Genomic DNA, 22197 nt, shown 5'->3' with positions numbered 1-22197 from the left:
AGTTAGTTAAACGAGGCGCAGAAATAAAAAAGCCCAGCGAGAGTGCTGAGCTTTGATTTTGAGCTTGCAATACAGAACTATTTAGTAATAAAGATTTGTTCTGTTTCTAGTGACGTCATAGCGCGAACTTGACGCCAAATATAGTAGAAAATACCTAACATCATCAGCATGCTTGGGATTGCAATGGCTGGGTAGCTGTAAAGTGTCAGCTTGCCAAGCTCTTCATTAAAAGCGGCTGTGCCCGCTGGGCTTGTCACAATCCACGTCGCTAAGAAGTAGTTCATCGCAGAAGAGAAAGCGAAAGTACTCGCGAACATGTAATTTGACGTCATTAAACAGCGGTCGAACTTTGCTTGGTGGCCAAACTGTTTTAAACGTTCTTCAATGAGAGAGATGTTTAGCAGTGCTGGCGTGAAGATGACTTTTTGGATGAACGGATAGCGAGTAAAAGTAGAACCAAGAACCGCTAAACCAATTATGCCTGGGATTAACGCTTCTTTTAATGCTAACCAACGCGTGTCCAATTCGAAGAAACCAATGCCACCTGTTAATAACACACTCACAAAACCAAGTGCCGCAATGAAATTAAACTTCTTGTTGCGGATTAGTTCCATACCACCGTAAGCGATAGGGAAAGCCAGTGCCACAAGCAGTGCTAAACCTGTTCCTAGGTGCTCCTCTCCACTGAATTTCATCAAGATGAATGATGGAAGAAAGACGTTAAAAACGATTTCGAAAAGAGGGCTAGATTTTTTGTTTTCTGTGTTACTCATAATTTCTAAATACATTATGTTATGGATTTATTCTCAGGGATTGTTGTTTACCTCGCCCAAGATGTAAAGCCCTAAGGTATCATGCTGTGTAACGACATGTGACATTTAGCACGTCATTTACTGTTTAAGTCATTGAATTTAAGGTAAGAAACTCGTTAGGCTCTGCGTTTCTTAAAGGCGTGCCAGCCAGCACTGAGAATCGTTTTTATGACTACACTAAGCGCACTTAACTGAGGATCTGCATTTTTTCCTGCGGCAATACGCCACATTTGATGTTCGTACCAAACCAGTCCAACCATCGCCATTTTATCTAGTGTTGGCTTGCCTGTCGTTGGCACAGTTAACGGCATGCCGTGGTTTGGATCTTTTATCAATCGATTGGGGAAGTCTGGGTCAACCGCCATGGTTCGTGCAATTCCAATAAAGTCAGTCGCAAAGGTTTGTAACGCGTCGTTCATTGCTGATGCTGTTCGAAAGCCACCAGTGACCACCAAAGGTGTATCTACAAGCTTTCTCACCTTCATCATGTAATCCATAAAGTAGGCCTCGCGCTTCAATGTACTTGCCTTTAAAGGTGGGGTTTTATTTTTAGAACCCATCATCGAAGGGCTTTCATATGTGCCACCGGATATTTCAATTAAGTCGATACCGTCGCTACTGAGCGTTTGTACAACTTTCATCGACTCTTCTTCAGTGAAGCCACCTTTCATGAAATCAGCACTGTTGAGCTTAATCCCCACAGGAAAGTCATTACCTACTTCTTTACGGATCGCACGGTAGACTTCGAGCACGAATCTGAGTCGGTTCCCTAATGAACCACCCCATTTATCGTCGCGCTGATTGTGTCTTGAGGATAAGAATTGACTCACAAGGTAACCATGAGCACCATGAATTTGCACGCCAGTAAATCCTGCCTGTTTTGCCAATTTTGCGCTTAAGGCAAACTTATTAATTACTTCATGTATTTCTGAGTCTGTTAGTGCTCGTGGGGTGTTAAAGCCTTTCTCTAATCCGCGCTCTAAAGAGATAGCTGAAGGGGCGACAGGCTGATCACAAAGGAATTTAGGGATCTGTTTACCAGGATGGTTTAGCTGCATCCATATCTGAGAGTCGTTTTGCTTTCCGGCACTAGCCCAATCACGAAAGATGGTGAGGTCACTTTGCTCGTCCAAGACGACGTTGCTAGGTTCACCAAGTGCATTTCTATCAACCATCACGTTACCTGTCATGGATAAACCTATGCCACCTTCAGCCCAACGCTGATAAAGGGTTGTTAAACCAGTCTTAGGGTTATGCTGTTTGTCGCCAAGTTGTTCACTCATCGCTGATTTGAAGAGTCGATTTTTGATGATTTGGCCGTTGGAAAGGGTGAACGGTTTACTGAGGTTGATCGAATTCATACGCTATTGGTTACTTCTTTTAAATGATGGTTTTAGTATGTCTTATTTTGTCGACTGTTCCGAGTAATTCGACTCATGTTTGGTTTATATGTGTTCAGTTTTGAATTTTATAGACATTGAGAATAACTGAATGTTTCCCCTTCAAATGCCAATCACAAAAATAAGTGAGTGTGACTGGCTGAAGGGGAGCTAAGGGGAGCTAAGGGGGGGTAAAAAACTATTTCTCGAAGATAAGATTGAAACTTAATGGGATCTTGTCTGAAAGGGCTAATCCGCCAACCGTCGCTGAAAGCTTGTTTAGGTTATCTGTCGATATTCCAAAATCAGCGCCGTTTACAATGATGGTAGAAGCAGAATTGACCATAACAAAACCGTCCGTCGGAATTACAACAACAGGGAAATCAATTTTCTTTGTCATACCATGTAAAGTGACTTCGGCTGAGATGGTCGTGTTTTGCGGATCGCTAGAAAGTATTGATGGGTCAATTTTCCCGGCTATCTTCACCTCAGGGAAAGTCATGGATTCAAAGTAGAGTTCATTGAGTCGCTGGTCACGAATCGCTATGCCAGTGCTTAGGCTCTTTAGGTCCAACATTATAGAAAACTGGCCATCTTTTGTGAGCCCTCCTGATGACGCTTTGATCGACGCGGGCTCAACAACAAACTGCTTTTTAATGGTTGCGAAGGTGATATTTGATAATTCTGAATCTAACGTGTAGCCGCTTTCCGCGAAAGATTGAGCGGAGATAACGGCATAAAAGAGACCGAGCGTAGAGATTAGTTTTTTCATAGTTGGGTCACCAAGTTGCTGAATTTACCAGTCTAACGTTATAAACCAGTTTGCTTTTTGAATATCTTTTTGAAAAGAAAGATAAATAAAAGCTTAGACCAGCGTGCAACAAATTACCCTAGGTAAGTGAGTACATCGCCATATTATTGGAACCATGATCTGCTAGTTGTTCGTATACCATTTGTTATGTTATAACATATCTATAATTTCACTCTTACATTTAGATATTAATGATAAAAGTAAGAGTGAGGCGAAAAGAATGCGCAAGGAGATTACGTAATGAATGCCGTTTTAACGAAGCCTTTGGCAAGCAATAGCAATCAGCCACCCAACATTAGTTCAGCCGTAAGTATCAAAGATCAAGCGAGTCACAATGCGGGTTCTAGTGCTTCTGAGCAGCCAACTGTATTAGCCGACATCTATCAAAGTGATATCAATATCGCGATTTGGCAGCGTAACTTTGATCAAGAACTAACGGGTGAAATCAGTGAATTTATCGCTTTGAACCCAAACTTCAGTAAATCTATTAACCTGTCACCAGAGAATGCTTATGAGAAGCTAGAGTTTGCGACAGATGGAACGGCTTCAAAGGCTCTGTTAGGTAATATGGTGGAGCTGGTGGATATGTTTTGTTGTTTGTTCGAGCTTGAAGAAGTAGGGTTACGTTTAGCGGTTTTGAATCAAGCGATGTGTCCACGCTTCCATTTTGACCAAGTGCCTTGTCGCCTAGTAACTACCTATCACGGCACTGCAACTCAATGGCTGCCGAACTATGCGGTAGATCGCTCAAAGCTAGGTCGTGGAAGCAACGGACAACCTGATTCAGCTTCAGGGCTGTACAGTCACGAGTCTGATATTCAGGAACTCTCAAGTGGCGATGTTGCTCTGTTAAAGGGTGAGCGCTGGGGTGGAAACGAAAACGCTGGCCTTGTCCATCGGTCACCAGTCACTGCTCCAGACGAGACGCGGCTATTGTTGACTTTGGATTTTGGTTAGTCACACTACATTCGCGAGACTATTTTCAGTAAACGACTCATCTCTTGTTGTTCCCGGGTTCTAATACACTTAGGTATTGTTGATGGATTTGAGCAGGGAACGGTAATAGACCTTCTTGGATCGCACGCCCATTGTCGGTTAGATCAGTATTCAAAGAGCGATGGTTAATCCATGTTTCTTGAGTTCTGTGTTAAATGCCCTTGCTGCATCATTCGCAATTACATGGCTTAACCAACGAGTGGTTTGCTGTTTATTAAGCGCTTCATTTATTGGTTCGTTCTTCTGCTCTAGATTGAACACCGCCAATACGCTTTTACACAGGTTGAAACCTTAGTTAAGAAAGCCAATGACACTTTGGATGGTAACGATACAAATTAGCAGACGCTGGAATAAACCAGTTTAAAGCTAACAACACATAGCCAAGCGTTATTGACGTTGTTTCCGTTGGGCAGTCAAGAGGGGAGTAAAGCAAAAGAGAGTGTTTGGAACCAACCGGAGAAATTCAATCGACTACTTGGGCAAATGGATCAGGGTTTTCAGAAACTCTACCGAGGCAGTCAAAGTCGTGATGTATCGTTAGCGGGATCAGGGCTGGAAGCAGCGCAAGCCACTTGCAAAGGCTGTCATCGTTCACACATATCAATAATACAACCTGTCGTCGGTTTCATTATTTATTTTAAAGCGTAAAATATATTCAGCTTGCAACCGTTTTGGCAACCAATTTGTTCGCCACGTTTTTTTACTTCCACATTATAGGTTTCCTATGTTCAAGAAACTCTCGCTTAAGAATAAGTTAGCGATCTCAGCTAGCATGGCCATCATCCTGGGGGGGATTTTGGTCGAAGCTCTATCTTTTCGTGCTTCATTACAACGACTTGATGTTGAAGTTGCACAACGTTTAGAAGGCACGTCGGCATCTTACAATCAATATGTTTCGGATTGGATCTTATCTAAAGAGCGCGCGCTGACTTCTCTTTCGAAAGAATCAAAACAAGAAAGTTTGGTAACTCACCTTAAACAAGTTCGTGATTCCGCATCTTTTGATAATGTGTTCTTGGCCTTTCCGGATGGCTCACAAAAGAACGCGAACGGAGTGGTACTGCCACCGGGTAATGATGACCCTCGCCAATGGGGTTGGTACACAAACGCGGTAGCGAACCCAAGTAAAGTCTTCATGGACAATCCAACGGTGGCCGCTGCGACGGGCGCTAATGTTGTTTCACTAGGAACCGCAATGCAATTGCATGGTCAACAAGTGGTGTTAGGTGCAGATGTTGAGATTACCGACATTCTTAACAGCCTTGAAAAAGTGATTCTTCCTGGTGAAGGGTATATGTTTATCGCGACCAACAAGGGCACGGTCTACACTCACCCAGACACTAAGTTACTGAACAAAGATATTAGCTCGCTAGGATTGGACTTTTCGGATGTACAAAAAGCACTAGCGAGTAGAAAAGATATAAGTATTGAGTTGAATGGCACTGATTACGTGCTTTATGCAAGCGCGATTGAGGGAACCAACCTGATTACGGTTAGCGTGGTGAACCATAATTCGTTGGTAGCGCCACTGTTTGATGCAGTGATGGGGCAAGTTTTGGTGACGTTACTGGTTGTTATTGTATGTACTGTGTTGTTTAACCTGTTGTGTACGATTCTATTCCGTCCACTTAACCATGTTTCGAAAGCCTTGGCACAAATTGCCAATGGTAGTGGTGATTTAACTCAGCGTATTCATGTTGAAAACCAAGACGAAGTCGGCGAGTTAGCCAATAACTTCAATACGTTTGTTGGTAGTTTACAGCAGTTGATTGGTCATATTCGTGGTCAATCAGAACAACTCAACAGCCAATCAGAGCAAAGTACTCAGCGTGCGAACCGTTCGGTGAACGAGCTCAATCACCAACAACAAGAAATCACGATGGTCGCGACAGCTGTGACAGAAATGGCTAGTGCAACGCAAGAGATTGCCTCACACGCAGAACAAACCGCAAAAGCAGCGCAAGACTCAGCGACGAGCACCAACAGTGGTCACGCTCTGGTAGTCGACACCAAAGGTTCGATCAATAACTTAGCTAATGAGGTGAACGAAGCGGGTAATGTAATCAGTGAACTGAACAAACATGCTCAAGAGATCTCGACGGTATTGGCAACGATCCAAGGCATTGCCGAACAAACCAACTTACTTGCTTTGAATGCTGCGATTGAAGCGGCTCGCGCTGGTGAACAAGGGCGTGGTTTTGCGGTCGTAGCTGATGAAGTGCGGGTGCTTTCGCAGCGTACTCATTCTTCGACTGAAGAGATTAAATCGACGATTGATATTCTGCAGAAAACTACAGGCCAAGCCGTTGAACTAATGGAGAGTAGTTCTAAGCTCGCATTGCATTCAGTAGAAGATGCCGATAGAGCTTCGCATGCCCTGGAAGAGATCAACACGGCTGTAGCTTTGATAAGCGATATGGCGACGCAAATTGCAACCGCAGCGGAAGAACAAACACACGTGACGGGTGAGATTACTCAAAACATAACGACCATCAAGGATGTGACTGACCACTTGGTTGTGGGTGCACAAGACAGTTTGGCTGAGTCTAACGAACTTAAGAACCAAGCTGCTGGCCTAAGTGACAAAGTAGCAACGTTTAAGCTTGCTTAATCGCTTTGTTCGCTGATGCCTGATCGGTGAACGAGTGGTTAGCAACGCGCCAAAGCGACGTATATTACGTCGCTTTTTTTGTATCTTAATTGTTTGCTCAAGCTTTATTCTGCTTCTGAAAACTCTCTAAGTGCGCTCATTGCCGCATCCGCTTTGTCTTTTTGAACGAAGATATGGTCGTGATAGTAACCCGCAATAACGTTGGCACTAATGCCATATGAACCAAGCTTGGTAGCAAAAGCAGCCGTTAAGCCAACTGCTTCAAGGCTAGAGTGTACGGATAAAGTAATAAGGCTAAACACGCCTTCAAAATTGAGTTGAGCTTGAGTCGCAGCGTCTTCAGTTAATACCAACGTTAAGCCTTCTTTTTCGCGAAAAGTTGAGATCGGGTTTAACTCAACATAGTCAGCTAACACTCCGTCAACAGTACAAAAAACATAGCTACCTTCAATGAGCTCTGGTGACATCGATTTCAGCAGAATATCTAAATCGGTAATGGCGGTCATAATCTCTTTCCTTATGGGTATAGATGAACTTTGATGTGCTTTGAATCATGTCACCACGATAGGATTTAGCTGGTTATAAGTAAAATTAATAATTCTAATTAGTCATCAGTTATATTAATAACGTAGGCAGCCTACCAGCTTTTAGATTGTTCCATTTCACTGGATAAGTGATCGATAAAAGCTCTTAACAATGGCGTTACTTGTTTACGTGTTCCATAAATAGCATGCACACCAAGTATTTTTGGTTTCCACTCTGGCAATAGCTGTACTAATTGGCCTTGACGCACTAAGGCCTCGACAGAAGGGAAGGGTAACATGCTGATTCCATTTCCCTTTAGTGTGGCCGACAGTAATACTTCAGATGTGTTGGCACTGATATTCCCTTTGATTGGTACTGATTCAGAACCGTTAGGACCATGGAACGTCCAAGCTGTTCGACCAAAGTAACTGAACGATAGACAATTGTGATGAGCTAAATCTTGTGCGTTTGCTGGTGTTCCCTTTTTTTGCAAATACTGCGGCGAGGCACATATCACGGAGCGACATTCACCTAGCTGTTTAGCGACAATATTGGGTGTCAGTTCGTTAGTGATTCGAATGGCCAAATCGATACGTGACTCAACGAGATTAACGGTTTGGTCGGTAGAAATAACATCGATAGAAACCTCTGGCCATTTGGTAATAAAGCGGTTGATTGCATCCATCAAGAAACTATCGACAATGGAGTAGCTCGCGGTGATTCGAAGTTGCCCTTTCAAGTCTTCTCGATTTTGGTTTCTGATTCCCGCTAATGATGCCTCAAGGGCCAGTAGCTCTCTGGCGACTTCTAGTGTCTCTTTTCCGGCGCTGGTTAAACTCAGTCTACGAGTCGTTCGATGAAGCAAGCGTGTGTCCATCCAGCTTTCCAGTTCTCCCAAATAGCGCGTAACCTTGGTCCGAGAAAGATCAAGGTGCTCTGCCGCTGCACTCAAACTGCCACGTTCGACTATGGTGACAAAGACATTCATTGCTTCAAGTTTATCCATTGTTGTTCCGCCTAAAGAATCTAATTGGTCTGATTACTTGTTTATAAACCAGTATCTCTGAAATCAATGTCTCTGAAAACTACGATATGTTCGAAAAGTGCAACAGTGAAAGTCAATATGATGTCTATTTAATCTAAATTCAATCAAATAAGATGTTCACATACTCAATGAGCTGATCGATATTCAGTTTTAAATTACGGAATAAAACTATGACAAAGTTATCTAAGATCCTTTTATCAAAAACCGCGCTGTTAAGAACGATGAGTCTAGGAACCATACTGGCGGCATCAAGTGCAGTGTCTGCGGGGGATTTAACGATCACTCACTATAATCCCGGTGAAAATGCGATATTTCCAGCAAGTTCAGTCTTAGTCTCAGGTGAAAAGGAAGTGATTCTGTTCGATGCTCAGTTTAGTGTCGCAGATGGAGAAAAGTTGGTTGAACAAATTAAAGCTACTGGTAAAGAGCTATCAATGATTTACATCAGCAGTGGCGATCCGGATTTTTACTTTGGTTTGGAACCGTTAGTTTCGGCATTTCCTCACGTAGATGTTGTCGCTAGCGAAGCGGTAGTTGCACACATTAAGCGCACTAAAGACGCGAAGTTGGCATATTGGGGCCCAATCTTGGATGACAGTGCGCCATCTAAAGTGATTGTTCCGACGGTATTGAACGACACAACACTCAGCCTAGAAGGCGAAACTATCGAAGTAAAAGAAATCAACACACACCAAGCTTACTTGTGGGTGCCATCAGAACAAACGGTGTTTGGTGGCGTGTCGGTATACAGTGGAGTGCATGTATGGATGGCTGATACTGCATCGAAAGAGATTCGTAGCCAGTGGTCACAATCTTTAGAACGCATGAAGGCACTTGAGCCTGAAGTTGTTATTCCAGGCCACTACTTAGGTGAAATGCCAACGGGCACTAACGGTGTTCAATTTACGGTGGATTATGTGGCAGACATTGAAAAGGCACTGGTAAGCACAAGTAATCCAACGTCTATTGATATCAGTGATCACATGAAGAAAGCATACCCACAATTTAAGGCAACAGAAGGCGACCTAGAACTGGGTGCCAAGGTGCTAAGTGGTGAGATGGAGTGGCACTAAGTTCTTTATCTCGGTTGTATCTCAGAAAAGCTTGAAGATTGTGTGCTAGATTTAAGTTGATACACAACTGGAGATATCGATGATCTGGCTTTCAGTGAAGGTACTACAGATTGGACTTGTCTACGGATACAGGAAGTATCAAAAAACCAAAAGTGCTCCTACTTAGGAGCGCTTTTTTTTTGCACTGCGTTGGTTCAATAAAGGTATGCCGATAGTCAATCTCTTATTGAGGTGAGGCATGTGTATAACTCAGCGATAGCAATTGGCTAGCCATTTGATAGTCGCGTACCGTCAAAACGCATCAGTAACTTCTCTCACATGAGCTTGTTGTACCGTGAAGACAACTTCTATTATGGCGCTAATGGTCAATTCCAGATGCGTCGTAACAGCACTGCTCCTCTTGACTATAAAGCTTGTTTGAATAGTGATGAACCGTTGGGGATAAAAGGAGCTAGGGAGGGTCCAGCAAGGCTTGCCTATAACCCATATTTTGACGAAATGTTGGATTACGCCAAACCTATTACTGCTCTATAAAGTCGATATTCGAAGGACACTAAAATGTGTCAAAGATCGTACCTTGCCTTGTTGCAGTTGCTACTATTTGTTGTGGGCCCAGCAATAGTAGATTGGCAGGATACGGATTCACTCATAAAGTTGGTTGATATATTAGATAGGGAATATGGTATTGTATCGGCTAGAGGGTCTTATTGCTTTTATGAGAACTTACACTGACCACAAATCTACCCTTAAAAAGCAAAACACTGATATATATTTGATTGAAACCACACTGAGTGGAAGAGATATATAATATAATCCGCGCACAAATATAAAAACAAAATTGAATCATAAAATAATCAAACGTTAGGGCTTAGGAAGAAAAGTATTTTATATGAATGCGATTCGTAAAGTTTACCAGTACGCAGAACCAAACCTCACCTTGGTGGGTTGGATGGGCCTTATCGGCTTTCCGGCTTATTATGTTGTTTGGGAGTTTTTGTTCCCTCAGCCATATGAAAACCTGACCGTACGTTTGTTATGCTCGGTACTGTTCTTTGGGATCATTTATCGTAATCGAGTCCCGTTTGAATGGCGAAAATATCTTCCGGCTTATTATCAAGTTGCCATTACACTCTGCTTGCCGTGTTTCTTTTTCTTCATGTTGTTAATGAACAATTGGTCCAATGTTTGGGTAATGTCGTTCATGTCTGCCATCTTCCTGCATATCTTGCTGGTTCATGTAACAAAAGTGATGTTCGCACAGACTTTTGCTGGAATAGCCATCGCCACATTGGGCGCATGGGTCGCTCAAGGTTTCTATCTCGAACTCTCAATGGATTGGACGCATGTGCCTATCTTTTTGTTCATCTATTTGTTCGGTAACTTATTCTACTTCCGAAACCAGGTAGAGCACGAAGCCAAGGTGTCGTTGGCGAAGTCTTTTGGTGCGGGTATTGCGCATGAAATGCGAAACCCTTTAAGTGGTTTATTGACGTCTATAGATGTAATGCAATCGATATTACCGAATCCAAAAGCTGGTCATCACAAAGGACAATATGAGCTGAGCGATCAAGAAGTAAGGCAGCTTCGCGAGGTGGGTGACGAGGCAATGGAGATCATTCATTCTGGCAACGAAACCATTGATCTGTTACTGACTTCCATCGATGAAAACCGTGTCTCTCGTTCTACCTTCAAGAAGCATTCAGCTAAAACGGTCGTCGAGGATGCGATAGAGAGTTTCAACTACAAGCGTGCATTAGACAGACAAGCAATATCTTTGGATGTGAAGGGTGAGTTTAGTTTCTTAGGCAGCGACACGTTACTGAAGTATGTGATGTATAACTTGTTCAAGAACGCGTTCCATCATCGTAGTCCTGAAGATTTTCATATTCATGTCACTATGCAAAGCGATGAGATGGTCAACCAAATCGTGGTGACAGATAACGGTTCAGGTATTCCAAGTGATGAGATTCGCCGTATCTTTCAAGATTTTTATACAACGGGTAAATCGGGTAACTATGGATTGGGCTTACCCTTCTGCCAAAAGGTAATGAGCTCGTTTGGTGGCGAAATTAAGTGTCAGTCTGAAGTCGATGAATGGACCCAGTTTACGATGATTTTCCCGGCGTTGACTTCAAATACAGTGAAAGATATTAAGAGTGAACTGGCTAAGTTAAAAAATGTGTTGTTTGTGAGTGAGCAAAATATATTGGTCACGAAAGCTAAGGAATTAGCTGGCACGATGGGGTTTGAGCTGACGATTCTAGACATAGCATCAACGCTCAATAAAAAAGAGTATCAATTTGAGTTCGATTTGATTTTTGTCGATATGGAGAGTTTAGATTTAAGAGCCAGTTGTCTTGATAAAATTGAGTCGTTGCTTTCATTCACAGAGTCTCGAATCGTCTACTTGTTTGAGAATCACCCAATTAAACGGGTTCGTAATGTCTCTTTTGAACCTGTATGGGTTGAAACGCAAGTTTGGCTTTTGAATACGCAGCCGACAATGGACCGCTTGTTGTTTGATTCGAACTATGTGATACCAGCTGCGTCTGCGGCGCCATTAGATACCGCGAACAAACGCACCATTATGGTGGTCGATGACAATGAATCTTTACGCCGCTTTACTGCGATGCTTTTGGAAAAACAGGGCTTTGATGTGATCCAGAAAGAGGATGGCCAGCAGGCACTAGATGCGTTGGATACCGACGATATCGATTTGATCCTGATGGATATTGAAATGCCAATTATGGATGGTGTTGAAGCTTCTCGCCGTATTAGAAATGCTAACAAAGCGTACTCATCGGTGCCTATTATTGCACATACTGGAGACAGTTCTCCCGTCACCTTAGAGAAGATGGATTCTTCCGGTATGTCTGATTTCATTGTTAAGCCAGCAGACAAGAACCGACTGTTTGACAAAATCGCGCTGTGGATTTAGCTTTTAATCGTTTAAAACAGATAAGACGACAAGAAAGAGCTCAGCGATATGCTGGGCTCTTTTTGTATTGGACATGATAGCTTCCATTCCGTCCTGCCGTTTTATTGATTAGCGTGGCTGTTTATACGAACTCTAAGTCAGGGTGATTAAAAGCCTCTTGGCATGCTGTGAGAACATGGTCGATGTCCCGCGGCGTCATGTCTGCGTTAATCGAAAAGCGGATGATGTTTTTGTTTCTGCCTGTTGCTGGCCGACAAAATACCGCACCAAACACGTCACGCTCTTCTAAGAAGTCACGTACACGCTCAGTGTTGCTTTCACTGCCACATTCTAATGCCACAATCTGAGATTCACTGCGAATGTTAAAACCGATTCGCTTTAGCCCTGTAGTCAGTGCTTTAGCGCGTTTGAACAAGGTGTCTCGCTTATCATCAGAGGCTTTAATAACCTCTAAAGTCTTTTCTAAGCGGATAACTTCTTGTGGTAGTACGGTCGAGCTAAAAATAGCAGGGTAAGCGACAAAGGGTAATGTCTCCGATAATCGCTTAGGGCCGAGTATAGCGCCAGCGCGATAGGCAAAGGTTTTGGCCAAGCTGACGGTAATGAAATCCACTTTGTTAGTCAGCCCTAATGCCTGAACCAAACCAGCACCATTTGAACCATGAGTGCCTAGTGAATGGGATTCATCGACGACCAAGGCACAGTCAAACTCTTGCGCCATTTCGTAGATGTCGCGGAGTGGGGCTACCGTACCTATGGTGCTGTAAACCGAGTCGACTACAATCACACCCGAACCATAACGCTGAATCTGTTTACGAAGGTGATTCATGTTGTTGTGCATAAATGGGTGGCCAGTTGCACCAGCGGCACGAATACCCTCCCATAGGGACATGTGTGCAAAAAAATCGATATACACAGGCATATTAGGAGGGCAGATCGTTTGCAATAAGCCAATGTTAGCCGACCAACCTGATTGAGAGAGCAAGCAGCTTTCCATTCCCATAAAGTTAGCCAGATCGGTTTCAAATGCAGGTTTCGACTGTTCATCTTGTAAGAAGATGGCAGACATCACCACATTGTCATCGTGTTGTGAAATTGCGTCCCGATGTGCTTTCTGGATTTGTTCATTGTGCGACAAAGATAGGTAATCGTTGCTTTGCATTACCACTGCGTCATGGCTGGGGTGACTCCCCAATACCAAATGTTTTTGGCTTTCGTTTTGTGTAATGAGATCTTGAATATAGAAGTTCAAGCGTTCTTCAATAAAGGAAGGTAGTGGTTTGTTTTTAGATTTATCACTCATAATAAGTTCTCTTCGAATACAAAAAAACGCCAGCGCTGACGGGAGGTATATTGAAGAAAATAAATGAGCTGTCATTAGTCAAGTTGCATAATTTGGCGCACCCTTGCAAACTCGACATTTAAGGGTTTTAAGGCGTGTGTTTCTCCTTACTGTTCGGAATTCTAACTTGGTTTTTTATGCAGACTAATCACTATTTTTCCGTTAAAAGTCATACGGGCTTGGCATTTGAACATTGGTGGATAAGTTGAATCAAATCATCCAATTGCTGCTTTGTTTGCCCTTCAATGGAGTAACCCATATTGATCCGTAGGCAGTTGCTATACAGATCTAGAGTGCTGAATAGTTGCCCAAGTCGGATATCTATCTGTTGCTGAACGATACCTTCTGAAAAAGTGTGTTGATCAAGGCTTGGGATTTGTAACCACAACACCATTCCACCTTGAGGATTACTTATTTTCACGCCTTTAGGAAGGTGTTGGCTTAAATAGCTCAGGTATTGCTGCCTTAATAAAAGGAGCTGAGTACGTCTTCTTCTAACATGTTTCGCGTATTGGCCTGATTCAATAAAGTCAGCAACAGCAAGTTGCGTGGGCAGAGCAACACCATAACTCGCTGCAGAGAACTGAGCCTTGTATTCCTCGATGTATCTGCCGGGTAGACACCACCCTAACCGATAGCTTGGCGAAAGGCTCTTAGACACTGAACCACACCATAATACATAACCACCTTTGTCATAATATTTTGCAGGTAGCGGGGTATGCGAGGAATAGGAAAGCTCTAGATAGACATCATCTTCAATGATCGGGGTTTGATATTGGTTAGCTAACTCAGCGAGTTTTTGTTTTTGGTTTGCTGACATATTGATCCCTTGAGGATTCATATGTGACGTACAGAATATCGCAGCATCAACCTGTTTGTTTTTAAGATGGGTTTCCAGTTGTTGTAGGTCGACACCGTCATCTAAAGACGGGATCTCTATGATCTTGCGCGACATTCTTCCCAATAATTCTAGTATCCCATTGAAGCAAGGCGAGCTTATCGCAATCGTGTCGCCTTGTTTGGTACACGATTCCAGAGCCGCTTTAATGGCCGACATACAACCAGCGGTTACCACCATATCCTCGGACGCAAAGTGTAGGTCGAGTTTGGCGAAGTGGGTAGAAAGCGCCTGTCGTAACATCGGCTCACCCTGTGTATCAGGATAATGATTGAGCCTACCACCCATCCGTTTGATTGAGCGACGAAAGCTGCGCTCCAACTCAATGGTTGTTTGCTCATCGTTGGTGGTACTGGATACACCCAAAGGGCCATTAGTGGTGTTATGTGTCGAAGAGGTTTGCTTAACGATGGACACCTTGCTTTCAAACTGTGCCCATTCAGGGGTTGAATGAGAAGGTTTATGTGGTGAAACAAAATACCCAGCTTGAGGTCGTGAGTGGATCCAACCTTGAGATTCTAGCTCTTGGTAACAGCTCACCACCGTCGACATACTGATCGCTTGTTGTTTCGCCAACTGACGAAGCGAAGGCATACGCCCACCTTCGGGTCTTTTCCCTGCTTCAATCTCATCAATAAACTGATTAGCAAGCTTTCTGTAGATACTCATCGGCACGACCTATCACTAACTGTACTGGTTTTTATTGTAAAAATTGTATCTGTACTGGTTTTGTTGTTCAAGGGATACTCTTCCAAAATAAAAGAGGGGTGAGTATGAAAAGAAATGATTTGTTGTTAGCTGTGTTTGTCATGGCAATTTGGGGGTTCAACTTCTCAATGATCAAAATGGGTGTTACGAATGTCCACCCCCTATTAGCAACGGCGGCCCGCTTCGCTTTGGCAGTGATTCCGGTGATCTTTTTCGTGGCGAGACCTAATGTCGCTTGGCGCTATCTAGTGAGTTACGGCTTTGTGTTCGGTGTTGGCATCTGGGGTATGGCTTCGTGGTCTATTACAGCGGGCTTGTCTTCGGGGCTGTCATCAGTGTTGCTTTCAACTAATGTATTAATTGGTATGGCGGTGGGTGTATGGGTTTTCAAAGAGAGTGCGTCAGTACGTAAGCTAATGGGAGCAGTGTTAGCGATGTGCGCACTAGCGGTATTGGTATCTGCTGCTACGGGTAATGTGACCCTGAATGGTGTTATCTTGATTATGATTGCGGCGTGCAGTTGGACTTTAATGGGTGTAATTGTAAAGGCATCGAAAACGACTCAAGCTTTTGCGTTTAACGTGTGGGGCATGTTGTTTGCGCCCATTCCATTGGTGTTGTTTGCTGTGATGTTGCATGGTGAGCAGATTATTTGGCAGGGAATAGAGTTGTGGGATTGGAGCACCACCGTCGCGGTTGTTTTCCAAGCGTACCCAACCACCTTGTTTGGTTATTGGGTCTGGAACAAGATGTTGATTCAGTATCCACTTAGTACGACAGCGCCGTTAACCTTACTTGTGCCAATCTTTGCGCTAATCAGTGGCTACTTTATGTATGACGAAGTGTTATCTGCGGCTCAAGTTGTTGCGTCTGCGCTGTTTCTTGTGGGGATTGGCTTGATAGTAAGACCAGAAAAAACCAATAGCTCTACGGTGACAGATAAACTCGCGAAACAGTCGTAAACGATAAAGCCTTGATGTAACACGTATTAAGCTCGGTGCAGCGTTGTAAATCAAATAGAACGCTGCAAACCAAGTTACAACGTTGAGTTTAAAATTTAAGGCCTCGTAAATACGAGGTCTTGTTCATCTCCATTTGTCAATTCTGCTTTGGGGTGTCAGCCGAGAACCATCTGTTTTGGAATGTTTGTTCTGGAATAACTACAGAAAATATTTCGGAGTTGTCTGGAGAACTGTATCAGTAATTGTTATGTTATATCGTATCATTTTAACGTGTGGTTTTATCACTCAATATTTGGACATCAATTACATGGATAGCATTAACCAACTCTTACTGGTTGCCGGAACTCACGGTAACGAACTTTCAGGTATCTACCTGAATAAGCTGATTAAAGATCGTTTGTATTCGGCGGATCGTTCGACGTTTTCTACTACTTCTGTCATCGCTAATCCAAAGGCAGTAGAGCAGAATGTGCGATATATTGAAACGGATCTAAATCGTCTATTTTCAAGTGTAAATGAAGACCTTTCTTCAGATTCCGCTGAGCATGCGGTCGCGCAATGGTTTGTTGATCAACATGTGGGAAGTGAGCAACAGTTAATTGTTGATCTACACAATACAACCAGCAATATGGGCGCGACATTGATTTTGCTATCGAATGATTCTTTCTATCAAAAAATGGGTTCATACGTGAAGCAGCGTATGCCTGATGCCAACATTTTGTTTGAAGATAGGAAACCGTGGGATGAACAGCCATACCTTTGCACAGCAGGGAAGTATGGCGTGATGATCGAAGTCGGGGCTCAAGCACATGGTTCGCTCAGGTTCGAAACGCTTACACTGATGAAGCAGATGTTGACTGCTGTATTGGATTACGTAGAGAAGCAAAACCTTAAACAGATTAAAGAATTGAAAGATTACAGTGCGTTTTTCTATGTTGAAGAGGTGAATGTACCACTTGATAAAGATGGTATGAGAATCGCTACGGTGCACCCAAAAATATGTGGCCGAGACTTCGAGGTAGTCAAGCAAGGTGAACCGTTGTTAGCGACATTCTTTGGCTATGATGTTTCTTGGGAGCGTGAGCAAGACATATACCCACACTTCATTAACGAGAGCGCTTATGCTAAAGCGAACGTTGCAATGGCATTGGCAGAGAAACGGTTAGTTTCGGTCAGTTAGTGCGTTGATAAGTTAATCGATTAAATCGTTAATCTAATAACCAGTTAACTGTTAGCAAAACTCATGAGTGCCGCGATTCGCTACACTCATGAGTACTTTGGATTATCAGTGTTTTGCTGCGCGCTTAATCAGTTAACCAAGCACGTGAGTAATTGGCTTTCTAAGTCATTGTCTATGTTATGTCCGATCACTTCAATTCTGGTTTCAAGACAATCATCCAGCTCCGACTCCGTCAAACCATCTTCTGTTAAGTTGTAACCGAAGATACCACTTTGTGTAATGAACACCGCTTTCATTCGTTCCGCTTTCAAGCCCACTAAAAAATTTCGTAAGCGCTGGTGGTCGAACTGTTTTTCGGGTGAAAATCGCCAACCCACACTTTCAAATCCTTCACCTTGGTTAGTTGCTCTTATCATGCCACTTTTTGGCATCGGCAACTCAGAGGCGAGCGGCTTATCGTTTTGGTGATGATGATGGTGTTCATCTGCTTGATGACGATAAAAGCTGGTGTTTCCATCAAATTCAGCTTGAGGAATATTGCCGTGGTGAGCGAAAACTAGTTTTGTCTCGGGGTGACAAAATTGAGCGACGTACTCCGCCAGTTTTTCAGCGTCACCATTTTGGTAGAGATCGACTTTGTTCCCTACGATGGTATCAGCAATGGCGATTTGTTGATTGAAGGTATCGTGATCAGAGTAGCGGGTATCTGAAAGTTTACGTGCATCGACCAAAGTAATGTTCTTCTGTAGCGATAACACTTGTCGGTAATGCTCTGAAGATAAGACCTGCAACACTTCTTTAGGGTGACCAAGCCCCGTTGGCTCAATCAATAAGCGATCCGGTTTCGCTTCTGACAATAACTGATTAAGTGCTATCTGCATAGGCAAGCCAGCCGCGCAACACATACAACCACCGGGCACTTCTCGAATGAAAATTTGTTGTTGTTTGCTTTGGTTGCCTTGAAACAAGCTACCATCGACGCCAATTTCCCCAAACTCATTCACCAAGACCGCCCAGCGCTCATTTGTTGGTTTGTGTTTCATTAAGTTGAGGATTGCCGAGGTTTTACCTACGCCAAGGAACCCGGTAATGATGTTGGTTGGAACCCCTAATACAGGTGAATGATCAGAGCTCATTAGCCATTCTCCTATAACCTTGAACCAAAGTATGGTTGGCAGAAACCACTGATTCTGAAAATGCTGAATATTCAGGTGGCACCTTTGAGATGTTATTCAAATCAAACCCTGAGCCAATATTGGTCATCGGTGGTACATGGAAGTTTTCAGGCAAATCATGCCCGTCTACCACGCAGTTATGGCGAATCACACAGCCTTTGCCTATAAAGGCATTAAACACTACCGAGTTAAAGCCAATAAATACGTCATCACTGACTTCACAAGGACCGTGAATGATAGAACGATGAGCGATCGATGATCGTTCTCCAATCGTTACCGCCGCACCAGCTTTAGAGTGAATAACCACACCATCTTGAATGTTGGTATCGCGCTTAATTACTATGGGCTCCATGTCATCTTGTTCATTAACTTCATCAGCTCGGATCACGGCGTAAGGGCCAATGAACACATTATCTTCGATGATCACCTTGCCACAGATGATGGCGGTTGGGTCAATGAAGGCCGTCTCCGACACCTCTGGCATATGACCGCTAGGGTTTCTTCTTAACATATTGAATTCTTTTGTTGAGTGCTTAATTTATTGATTGTTTGCGTACTAATTGCTTGCGTACTAACTGTTTTAGATGCTAATTGCTTTATATATGAATTATTTCCGTATAACGACTTTGAATAGATAGATAAGTCCGGTTGAACTAGCGTTCGAATGACAGTCTCATTGCTGGCATTTCGTTATCGCTTTGCCTTTGAGGAACATGTGTATTTTTGTTCTTACACGCATCTGGATTGGTATAAACCATGCTCCCATTCACCCAGGTATGTTTTATTTGAGCGGAGAATTCGTGTCCTGAGAATGGTGACCATCCGCATTGATACAAACTGTTTTCGTTGCTGACCAAAGTTGGAGCTTGAGGATCAACCAAGACTAGGTCGGCATAATAGCCTTCGCGAATAAAGCCGCGTTTTTGTATCGCATAACGAATAGACGGGTTATGTGCGGTTTTCTCGACAACTTGAGTGACGGTCATTGTTCCCAATCGTACATGCTCAAACAGGCTCAGCAGGGCGTGTTGTACCAAAGGTAAGCCAGCAGGTGCGTGCTCATAAGGAGCTTGTTTTTCACCCCATGTATGTGGAGCGTGATCAGTGGCGATGATGTCGATTTGGCCGGTGCTTAATGCCGCTAACAGCGCGTCGCGATCACTTGGGTATTTAATGGCGGGATTACATTTGATTTGGTTTCCTAGGACGGCATAGTCATTGTTCGTAAACCAAAGGTGGTGCACACAGGCCTCTGCGGTAATACGTTTACCTTGAATTGCACCTTCACTAAACAGAGCCAGTTCTTTGGCTGTGGTGATGTGTAATACATGCAGTTGGCTATTGTGTTTCTTTGCCAGTTCTATGGCATAAGACGAGGAGGCGTAACACGCTTTGTCGTCTCGAAGAATAGGGTGGTCTTGGATGGTGAAATCGGCTTTTTTTTGTCGTAATTGTTCTTGGTTTTGAGCGATGATTGGCCCGCTCTCACAATGGGTGACGATGAGCACCGGAGAATCTCGGAATATATCATCCAGAGCTTGAGGATCTTCAACGAGCAGGTCGCCTGTTGAAGCGCCCATAAACACCTTCACGCCACAATGTCGTGCAGGGTCAAGTTGCTTGATTTGTTCTAGGTTGTCTTCAGTCGCACCAAGATAAAACGAGTAATTCGCAAGTGAGTTTTGTGATGCGATTTCAAACTTTCTTTCTAAGGCTTCGATGGTTGTGGTGGCCGGATTTACGTTCGGCATCTCCATATAGCTCGTAATACCGCCAGCAACCGCAGCGCGTGATTCTGTGGCGATGGAGCCTTTATGAGTAAGCCCTGGCTCGCGAAAGTGAACTTGGTCATCAATCATGCCTGGTATCAGGTAACAACCTTGAGCATCAATGACTTCATCGTTTGGTTTTGGGGGAATGTTCTTGGCGATCCGTTCAATTCGTTTGCCGACGATTAATAAGTCCGTCTTGGTGGTGATGCCTTCATTAACCACTCGGGCATTTTTGATGAGCATTGCAGACATAACGTTTCAATTTCTCCTTATAGTTCGGTCTATGCAGTAGATACGTATGAGAGATAAGGGTTACCTTTTATTGGTATTGGTATTGGTATTGGTATTGGTATTGGTATTGGTATTGGGTTCCTCTGTATCTGCACATTCATCGCACACGCAATTGATCTCTAATTGAGGCGTGACCACGGTAAAACCTTCCTGTTTTGCGTGGGATTGAAGATCTTGAATAATCGTAGGGTTGATTGTCTGCTCACTGATCTTGTCGCACTTAGAGCAAATCAAAAATTGAGGGATACCATGTTCATGTTCACAAAGAATATGGTCACAAAGTATGTACTTATTCGATACTTGCAGTTTGTGCGCTAAATGTTGCTGTTCAAGAAAATCCAATACTCTATAAACCGACATTGCTTGAACATGCTGGTCAAAGTGTACTTTACAATAATCGACGAGCTCATACGCAGACAGCGCTTTGTCTGCATGAACCAGCGCCCGCAATATCAATAGTCTCTTTGCCGTAAATTGTTGGCCATTGGTTTTACAGCTTTGTTTTACGTGCTCAATGATCGCTTCAATGTCTCTCATTCAATCTACATAATTAGTGATGGTATTGATATGTTATAACATATCAAGTTGAGGTGTGAAACGTACTTTTTACTTTGTTGTTACCTAGAATCAAGATTTAGAGGTGTTTGAGAGAAGTTCTGAATGGGGTAGGTAATATGTGCGGTAGCATGGCTCAATGCCTGGCATGAGCTGAAAGCATAGCTTAAAAAGTCGCAGTTCTGCGATGCATACCAATAGCGACTATTGACCCAATCGAATTAAATTCTGAAATGATACAAATCTCATATTTAATATCGGTTGTTAAGTAACCTCTGTTGAGTTCGATATCAAATCAAGTGGCTGATTTTATTGGGTATAGGAGAAAAGTCTCAGAAATTAACATTTAGAAAACTAAAGTTTTAAATTCTTATTATTGTCTTATTGTTAGTTTATAACTCTATTTCATGGCGGGTAAGTAGATGTTTTTTAGCTATATATGTGAGTTTTTAAGAGAGTTATCTTTCTGATTTGAAAGAATAATTCAATAGTTGAGATAAAAAAGTTGGCGAAAATCAGAAGCTTGGCATACACTTTCCTTGTAAATGACCTTATCTCATTGATTGAATAGGGTAAATGCTTTGGCGCTACTGGCGATAGTAGCAATGTTTAACATAGCTTTGAGGAAAGTTTTATGGCACTCACGAAGGCCGATTTGGCTGAGAACCTGTTTGAAACACTCGGATACAGCAAGCGGGATGCCAAGGAAACGGTTGAAGTGTTTTTCGAAGAAGTTCGTAAAGCACTCGAAAATGGCGAACAGGTAAAACTGTCTGGTTTTGGTAACTTTGATCTTCGCGAGAAAAACGAACGACCAGGTCGTAACCCAAAAACTGGTGAAGACATTCCAATTTCTGCTCGACGTGTTGTTACTTTTAGACCGGGACAAAAACTAAAGGCCCGAGTCGAGAATATTAAAATCGAGAAGTAGCCAAGCAATAGACCACGCACAGCGTGGTCTTTTTGTATGTGACGTCTAATTTTAAACTGCGTTAAAACTATTCCCTTTATTCTTATCTCTATCTCTATCTCTATCTCTATCTCTATCTCGTCTAGCTTTCTAGACTTTCTAGAGCTATAAGCCGATAGATTCACTTTGAGCTTTTCGGCTAGCTACGCTGCCT

Annotated in this window: 19 protein-coding genes and 1 pseudogene; 9 read left to right on the top strand and 11 right to left on the bottom strand. The window is 43.1% G+C overall.

The features are described 5' to 3' along the window. Positions 1-77 precede the first annotated feature (77 nt). The 3 genes from SJY39_RS23450 to SJY39_RS23440 form a co-directional block, all read right to left on the bottom strand. A complete protein-coding gene (locus SJY39_RS23450; protein ID WP_016767293.1) occupies positions 78-773 on the bottom strand; it encodes a VC0807 family protein in 696 nt (231 codons plus the stop codon). A 155-nt stretch (positions 774-928) separates the two neighbouring features. Next, positions 929-2173, bottom strand: coding sequence for an NADH:flavin oxidoreductase/NADH oxidase family protein (locus SJY39_RS23445; protein WP_016786213.1), 1245 nt, complete (start codon positions 2171-2173; stop codon positions 929-931). A 217-nt stretch (positions 2174-2390) separates the two neighbouring features. After that, on the bottom strand, positions 2391-2963 hold the full coding sequence (locus SJY39_RS23440; protein ID WP_010441268.1) for a YceI family protein: 573 nt from the start codon (positions 2961-2963) through the stop codon (positions 2391-2393). Positions 2964-3242: 279 nt separating this feature from the next. Between SJY39_RS23440 and SJY39_RS23435 the strand changes: the two genes are divergently transcribed. The 3 genes and pseudogenes from SJY39_RS23435 to SJY39_RS23425 all read left to right on the top strand — a co-directional run bounded on the left by SJY39_RS23435 (position 3243) and on the right by SJY39_RS23425 (position 6609). Next, positions 3243-3959, top strand: coding sequence for a DUF1826 domain-containing protein (locus SJY39_RS23435; RefSeq protein ID WP_102285880.1), 717 nt, complete (start codon positions 3243-3245; stop codon positions 3957-3959). A 414-nt stretch (positions 3960-4373) separates the two neighbouring features. Next, positions 4374-4646, top strand: a pseudogene (locus SJY39_RS23430) (cytochrome c); the annotation flags it as partial. 76 nt (positions 4647-4722) lie between these two features. Further along, positions 4723-6609, top strand: a complete 1887-nt coding sequence (locus SJY39_RS23425) for a methyl-accepting chemotaxis protein (protein ID WP_010441264.1) — start codon at positions 4723-4725, stop codon at positions 6607-6609. Positions 6610-6713: 104 nt separating this feature from the next. Here SJY39_RS23425 and SJY39_RS23420 read toward each other — a convergent pair whose 3' ends face one another. Next, positions 6714-7115, bottom strand: a complete 402-nt coding sequence (locus tag SJY39_RS23420; RefSeq protein WP_010441262.1) for an ACT domain-containing protein — start codon at positions 7113-7115, stop codon at positions 6714-6716. A 131-nt stretch (positions 7116-7246) separates the two neighbouring features. Next, positions 7247-8140, bottom strand: coding sequence for a LysR family transcriptional regulator (locus tag SJY39_RS23415; RefSeq protein ID WP_010441259.1), 894 nt, complete (start codon positions 8138-8140; stop codon positions 7247-7249). A gap of 209 nt (positions 8141-8349) precedes the next feature. On the opposite strand from SJY39_RS23415, the gene SJY39_RS23410 reads away from it, so the two are divergent. The 3 genes from SJY39_RS23410 to SJY39_RS23400 all read left to right on the top strand — a co-directional run bounded on the left by SJY39_RS23410 (position 8350) and on the right by SJY39_RS23400 (position 12190). Continuing rightward, complete coding sequence (locus tag SJY39_RS23410) at positions 8350-9252, top strand: Vmh family MBL fold metallo-hydrolase (protein ID WP_016768008.1); 903 nt, start codon at positions 8350-8352, stop codon at positions 9250-9252. Between the two features lie 318 nt (positions 9253-9570). Further along, a complete protein-coding gene (locus SJY39_RS23405) occupies positions 9571-9786 on the top strand; it encodes a hypothetical protein (RefSeq protein ID WP_016784527.1) in 216 nt (71 codons plus the stop codon). Positions 9787-10141: 355 nt separating this feature from the next. Beyond that, entirely contained in the window at positions 10142-12190 is a 2049-nt protein-coding gene (locus SJY39_RS23400; protein WP_016768011.1) for a response regulator, read from the top strand. A gap of 121 nt (positions 12191-12311) precedes the next feature. Here SJY39_RS23400 and cqsA read toward each other — a convergent pair whose 3' ends face one another. Both cqsA and SJY39_RS23390 read right to left on the bottom strand, forming a co-directional pair. Further along, positions 12312-13493: an alpha-hydroxyketone-type quorum-sensing autoinducer synthase gene (gene cqsA / locus SJY39_RS23395; protein WP_016768012.1), complete on the bottom strand. Its 1182-nt coding sequence runs from the start codon at positions 13491-13493 to the stop codon at positions 12312-12314. A 208-nt stretch (positions 13494-13701) separates the two neighbouring features. Further along, positions 13702-15099: a PLP-dependent aminotransferase family protein gene (locus SJY39_RS23390; protein ID WP_010441253.1), complete on the bottom strand. Its 1398-nt coding sequence runs from the start codon at positions 15097-15099 to the stop codon at positions 13702-13704. A gap of 104 nt (positions 15100-15203) precedes the next feature. Between SJY39_RS23390 and SJY39_RS23385 the strand changes: the two genes are divergently transcribed. Both SJY39_RS23385 and SJY39_RS23380 read left to right on the top strand, forming a co-directional pair. Continuing rightward, positions 15204-16100: an EamA family transporter gene (locus SJY39_RS23385; RefSeq protein ID WP_016768013.1), complete on the top strand. Its 897-nt coding sequence runs from the start codon at positions 15204-15206 to the stop codon at positions 16098-16100. Between the two features lie 247 nt (positions 16101-16347). Then, the gene (locus tag SJY39_RS23380) at positions 16348-17280 is read left to right on the top strand and encodes an aspartoacylase (protein ID WP_016768014.1); all 933 of its coding nucleotides are present in this window, start codon (positions 16348-16350) and stop codon (positions 17278-17280) included. A 128-nt stretch (positions 17281-17408) separates the two neighbouring features. Here SJY39_RS23380 and SJY39_RS23375 read toward each other — a convergent pair whose 3' ends face one another. The 4 genes from SJY39_RS23375 to SJY39_RS23360 all read right to left on the bottom strand — a co-directional run bounded on the left by SJY39_RS23375 (position 17409) and on the right by SJY39_RS23360 (position 21055). Beyond that, the gene (locus tag SJY39_RS23375) at positions 17409-18416 is read right to left on the bottom strand and encodes a GTP-binding protein (protein ID WP_102392903.1); all 1008 of its coding nucleotides are present in this window, start codon (positions 18414-18416) and stop codon (positions 17409-17411) included. Continuing rightward, positions 18406-18966 (bottom strand): carbonate dehydratase, encoded by a 561-nt coding sequence (locus SJY39_RS23370; protein WP_010441247.1) that lies wholly within the window; start codon positions 18964-18966, stop codon positions 18406-18408. The genes SJY39_RS23375 and SJY39_RS23370 overlap by 11 nt, the downstream gene beginning before the upstream one ends. A 142-nt stretch (positions 18967-19108) precedes the next feature. Continuing rightward, positions 19109-20479 carry a dihydroorotase gene (locus SJY39_RS23365; RefSeq protein ID WP_372275290.1) on the bottom strand — a complete coding sequence of 457 codons (1371 nt, stop codon included), beginning with the start codon at positions 20477-20479 and terminating at the stop codon, positions 19109-19111. A 60-nt stretch (positions 20480-20539) separates the two neighbouring features. After that, complete coding sequence (locus SJY39_RS23360) at positions 20540-21055, bottom strand: Fur family transcriptional regulator (RefSeq protein ID WP_016793551.1); 516 nt, start codon at positions 21053-21055, stop codon at positions 20540-20542. 652 nt (positions 21056-21707) lie between these two features. Here SJY39_RS23360 and ihfA point away from each other — a divergent pair. After that, positions 21708-22004, top strand: a complete 297-nt coding sequence (gene ihfA, locus SJY39_RS23355; protein WP_004734853.1) for an integration host factor subunit alpha — start codon at positions 21708-21710, stop codon at positions 22002-22004. Positions 22005-22197 lie beyond the last annotated feature (193 nt).

Origin of the sequence: Vibrio sp. R78045 (assembly GCF_042466085.1) — a bacterium.
In the GTDB taxonomy this organism is placed as follows: Bacteria; Pseudomonadota; Gammaproteobacteria; order Enterobacterales; family Vibrionaceae; genus Vibrio; species Vibrio cyclitrophicus.
This window is presented reverse-complemented; position numbering and strand designations above follow the sequence as displayed.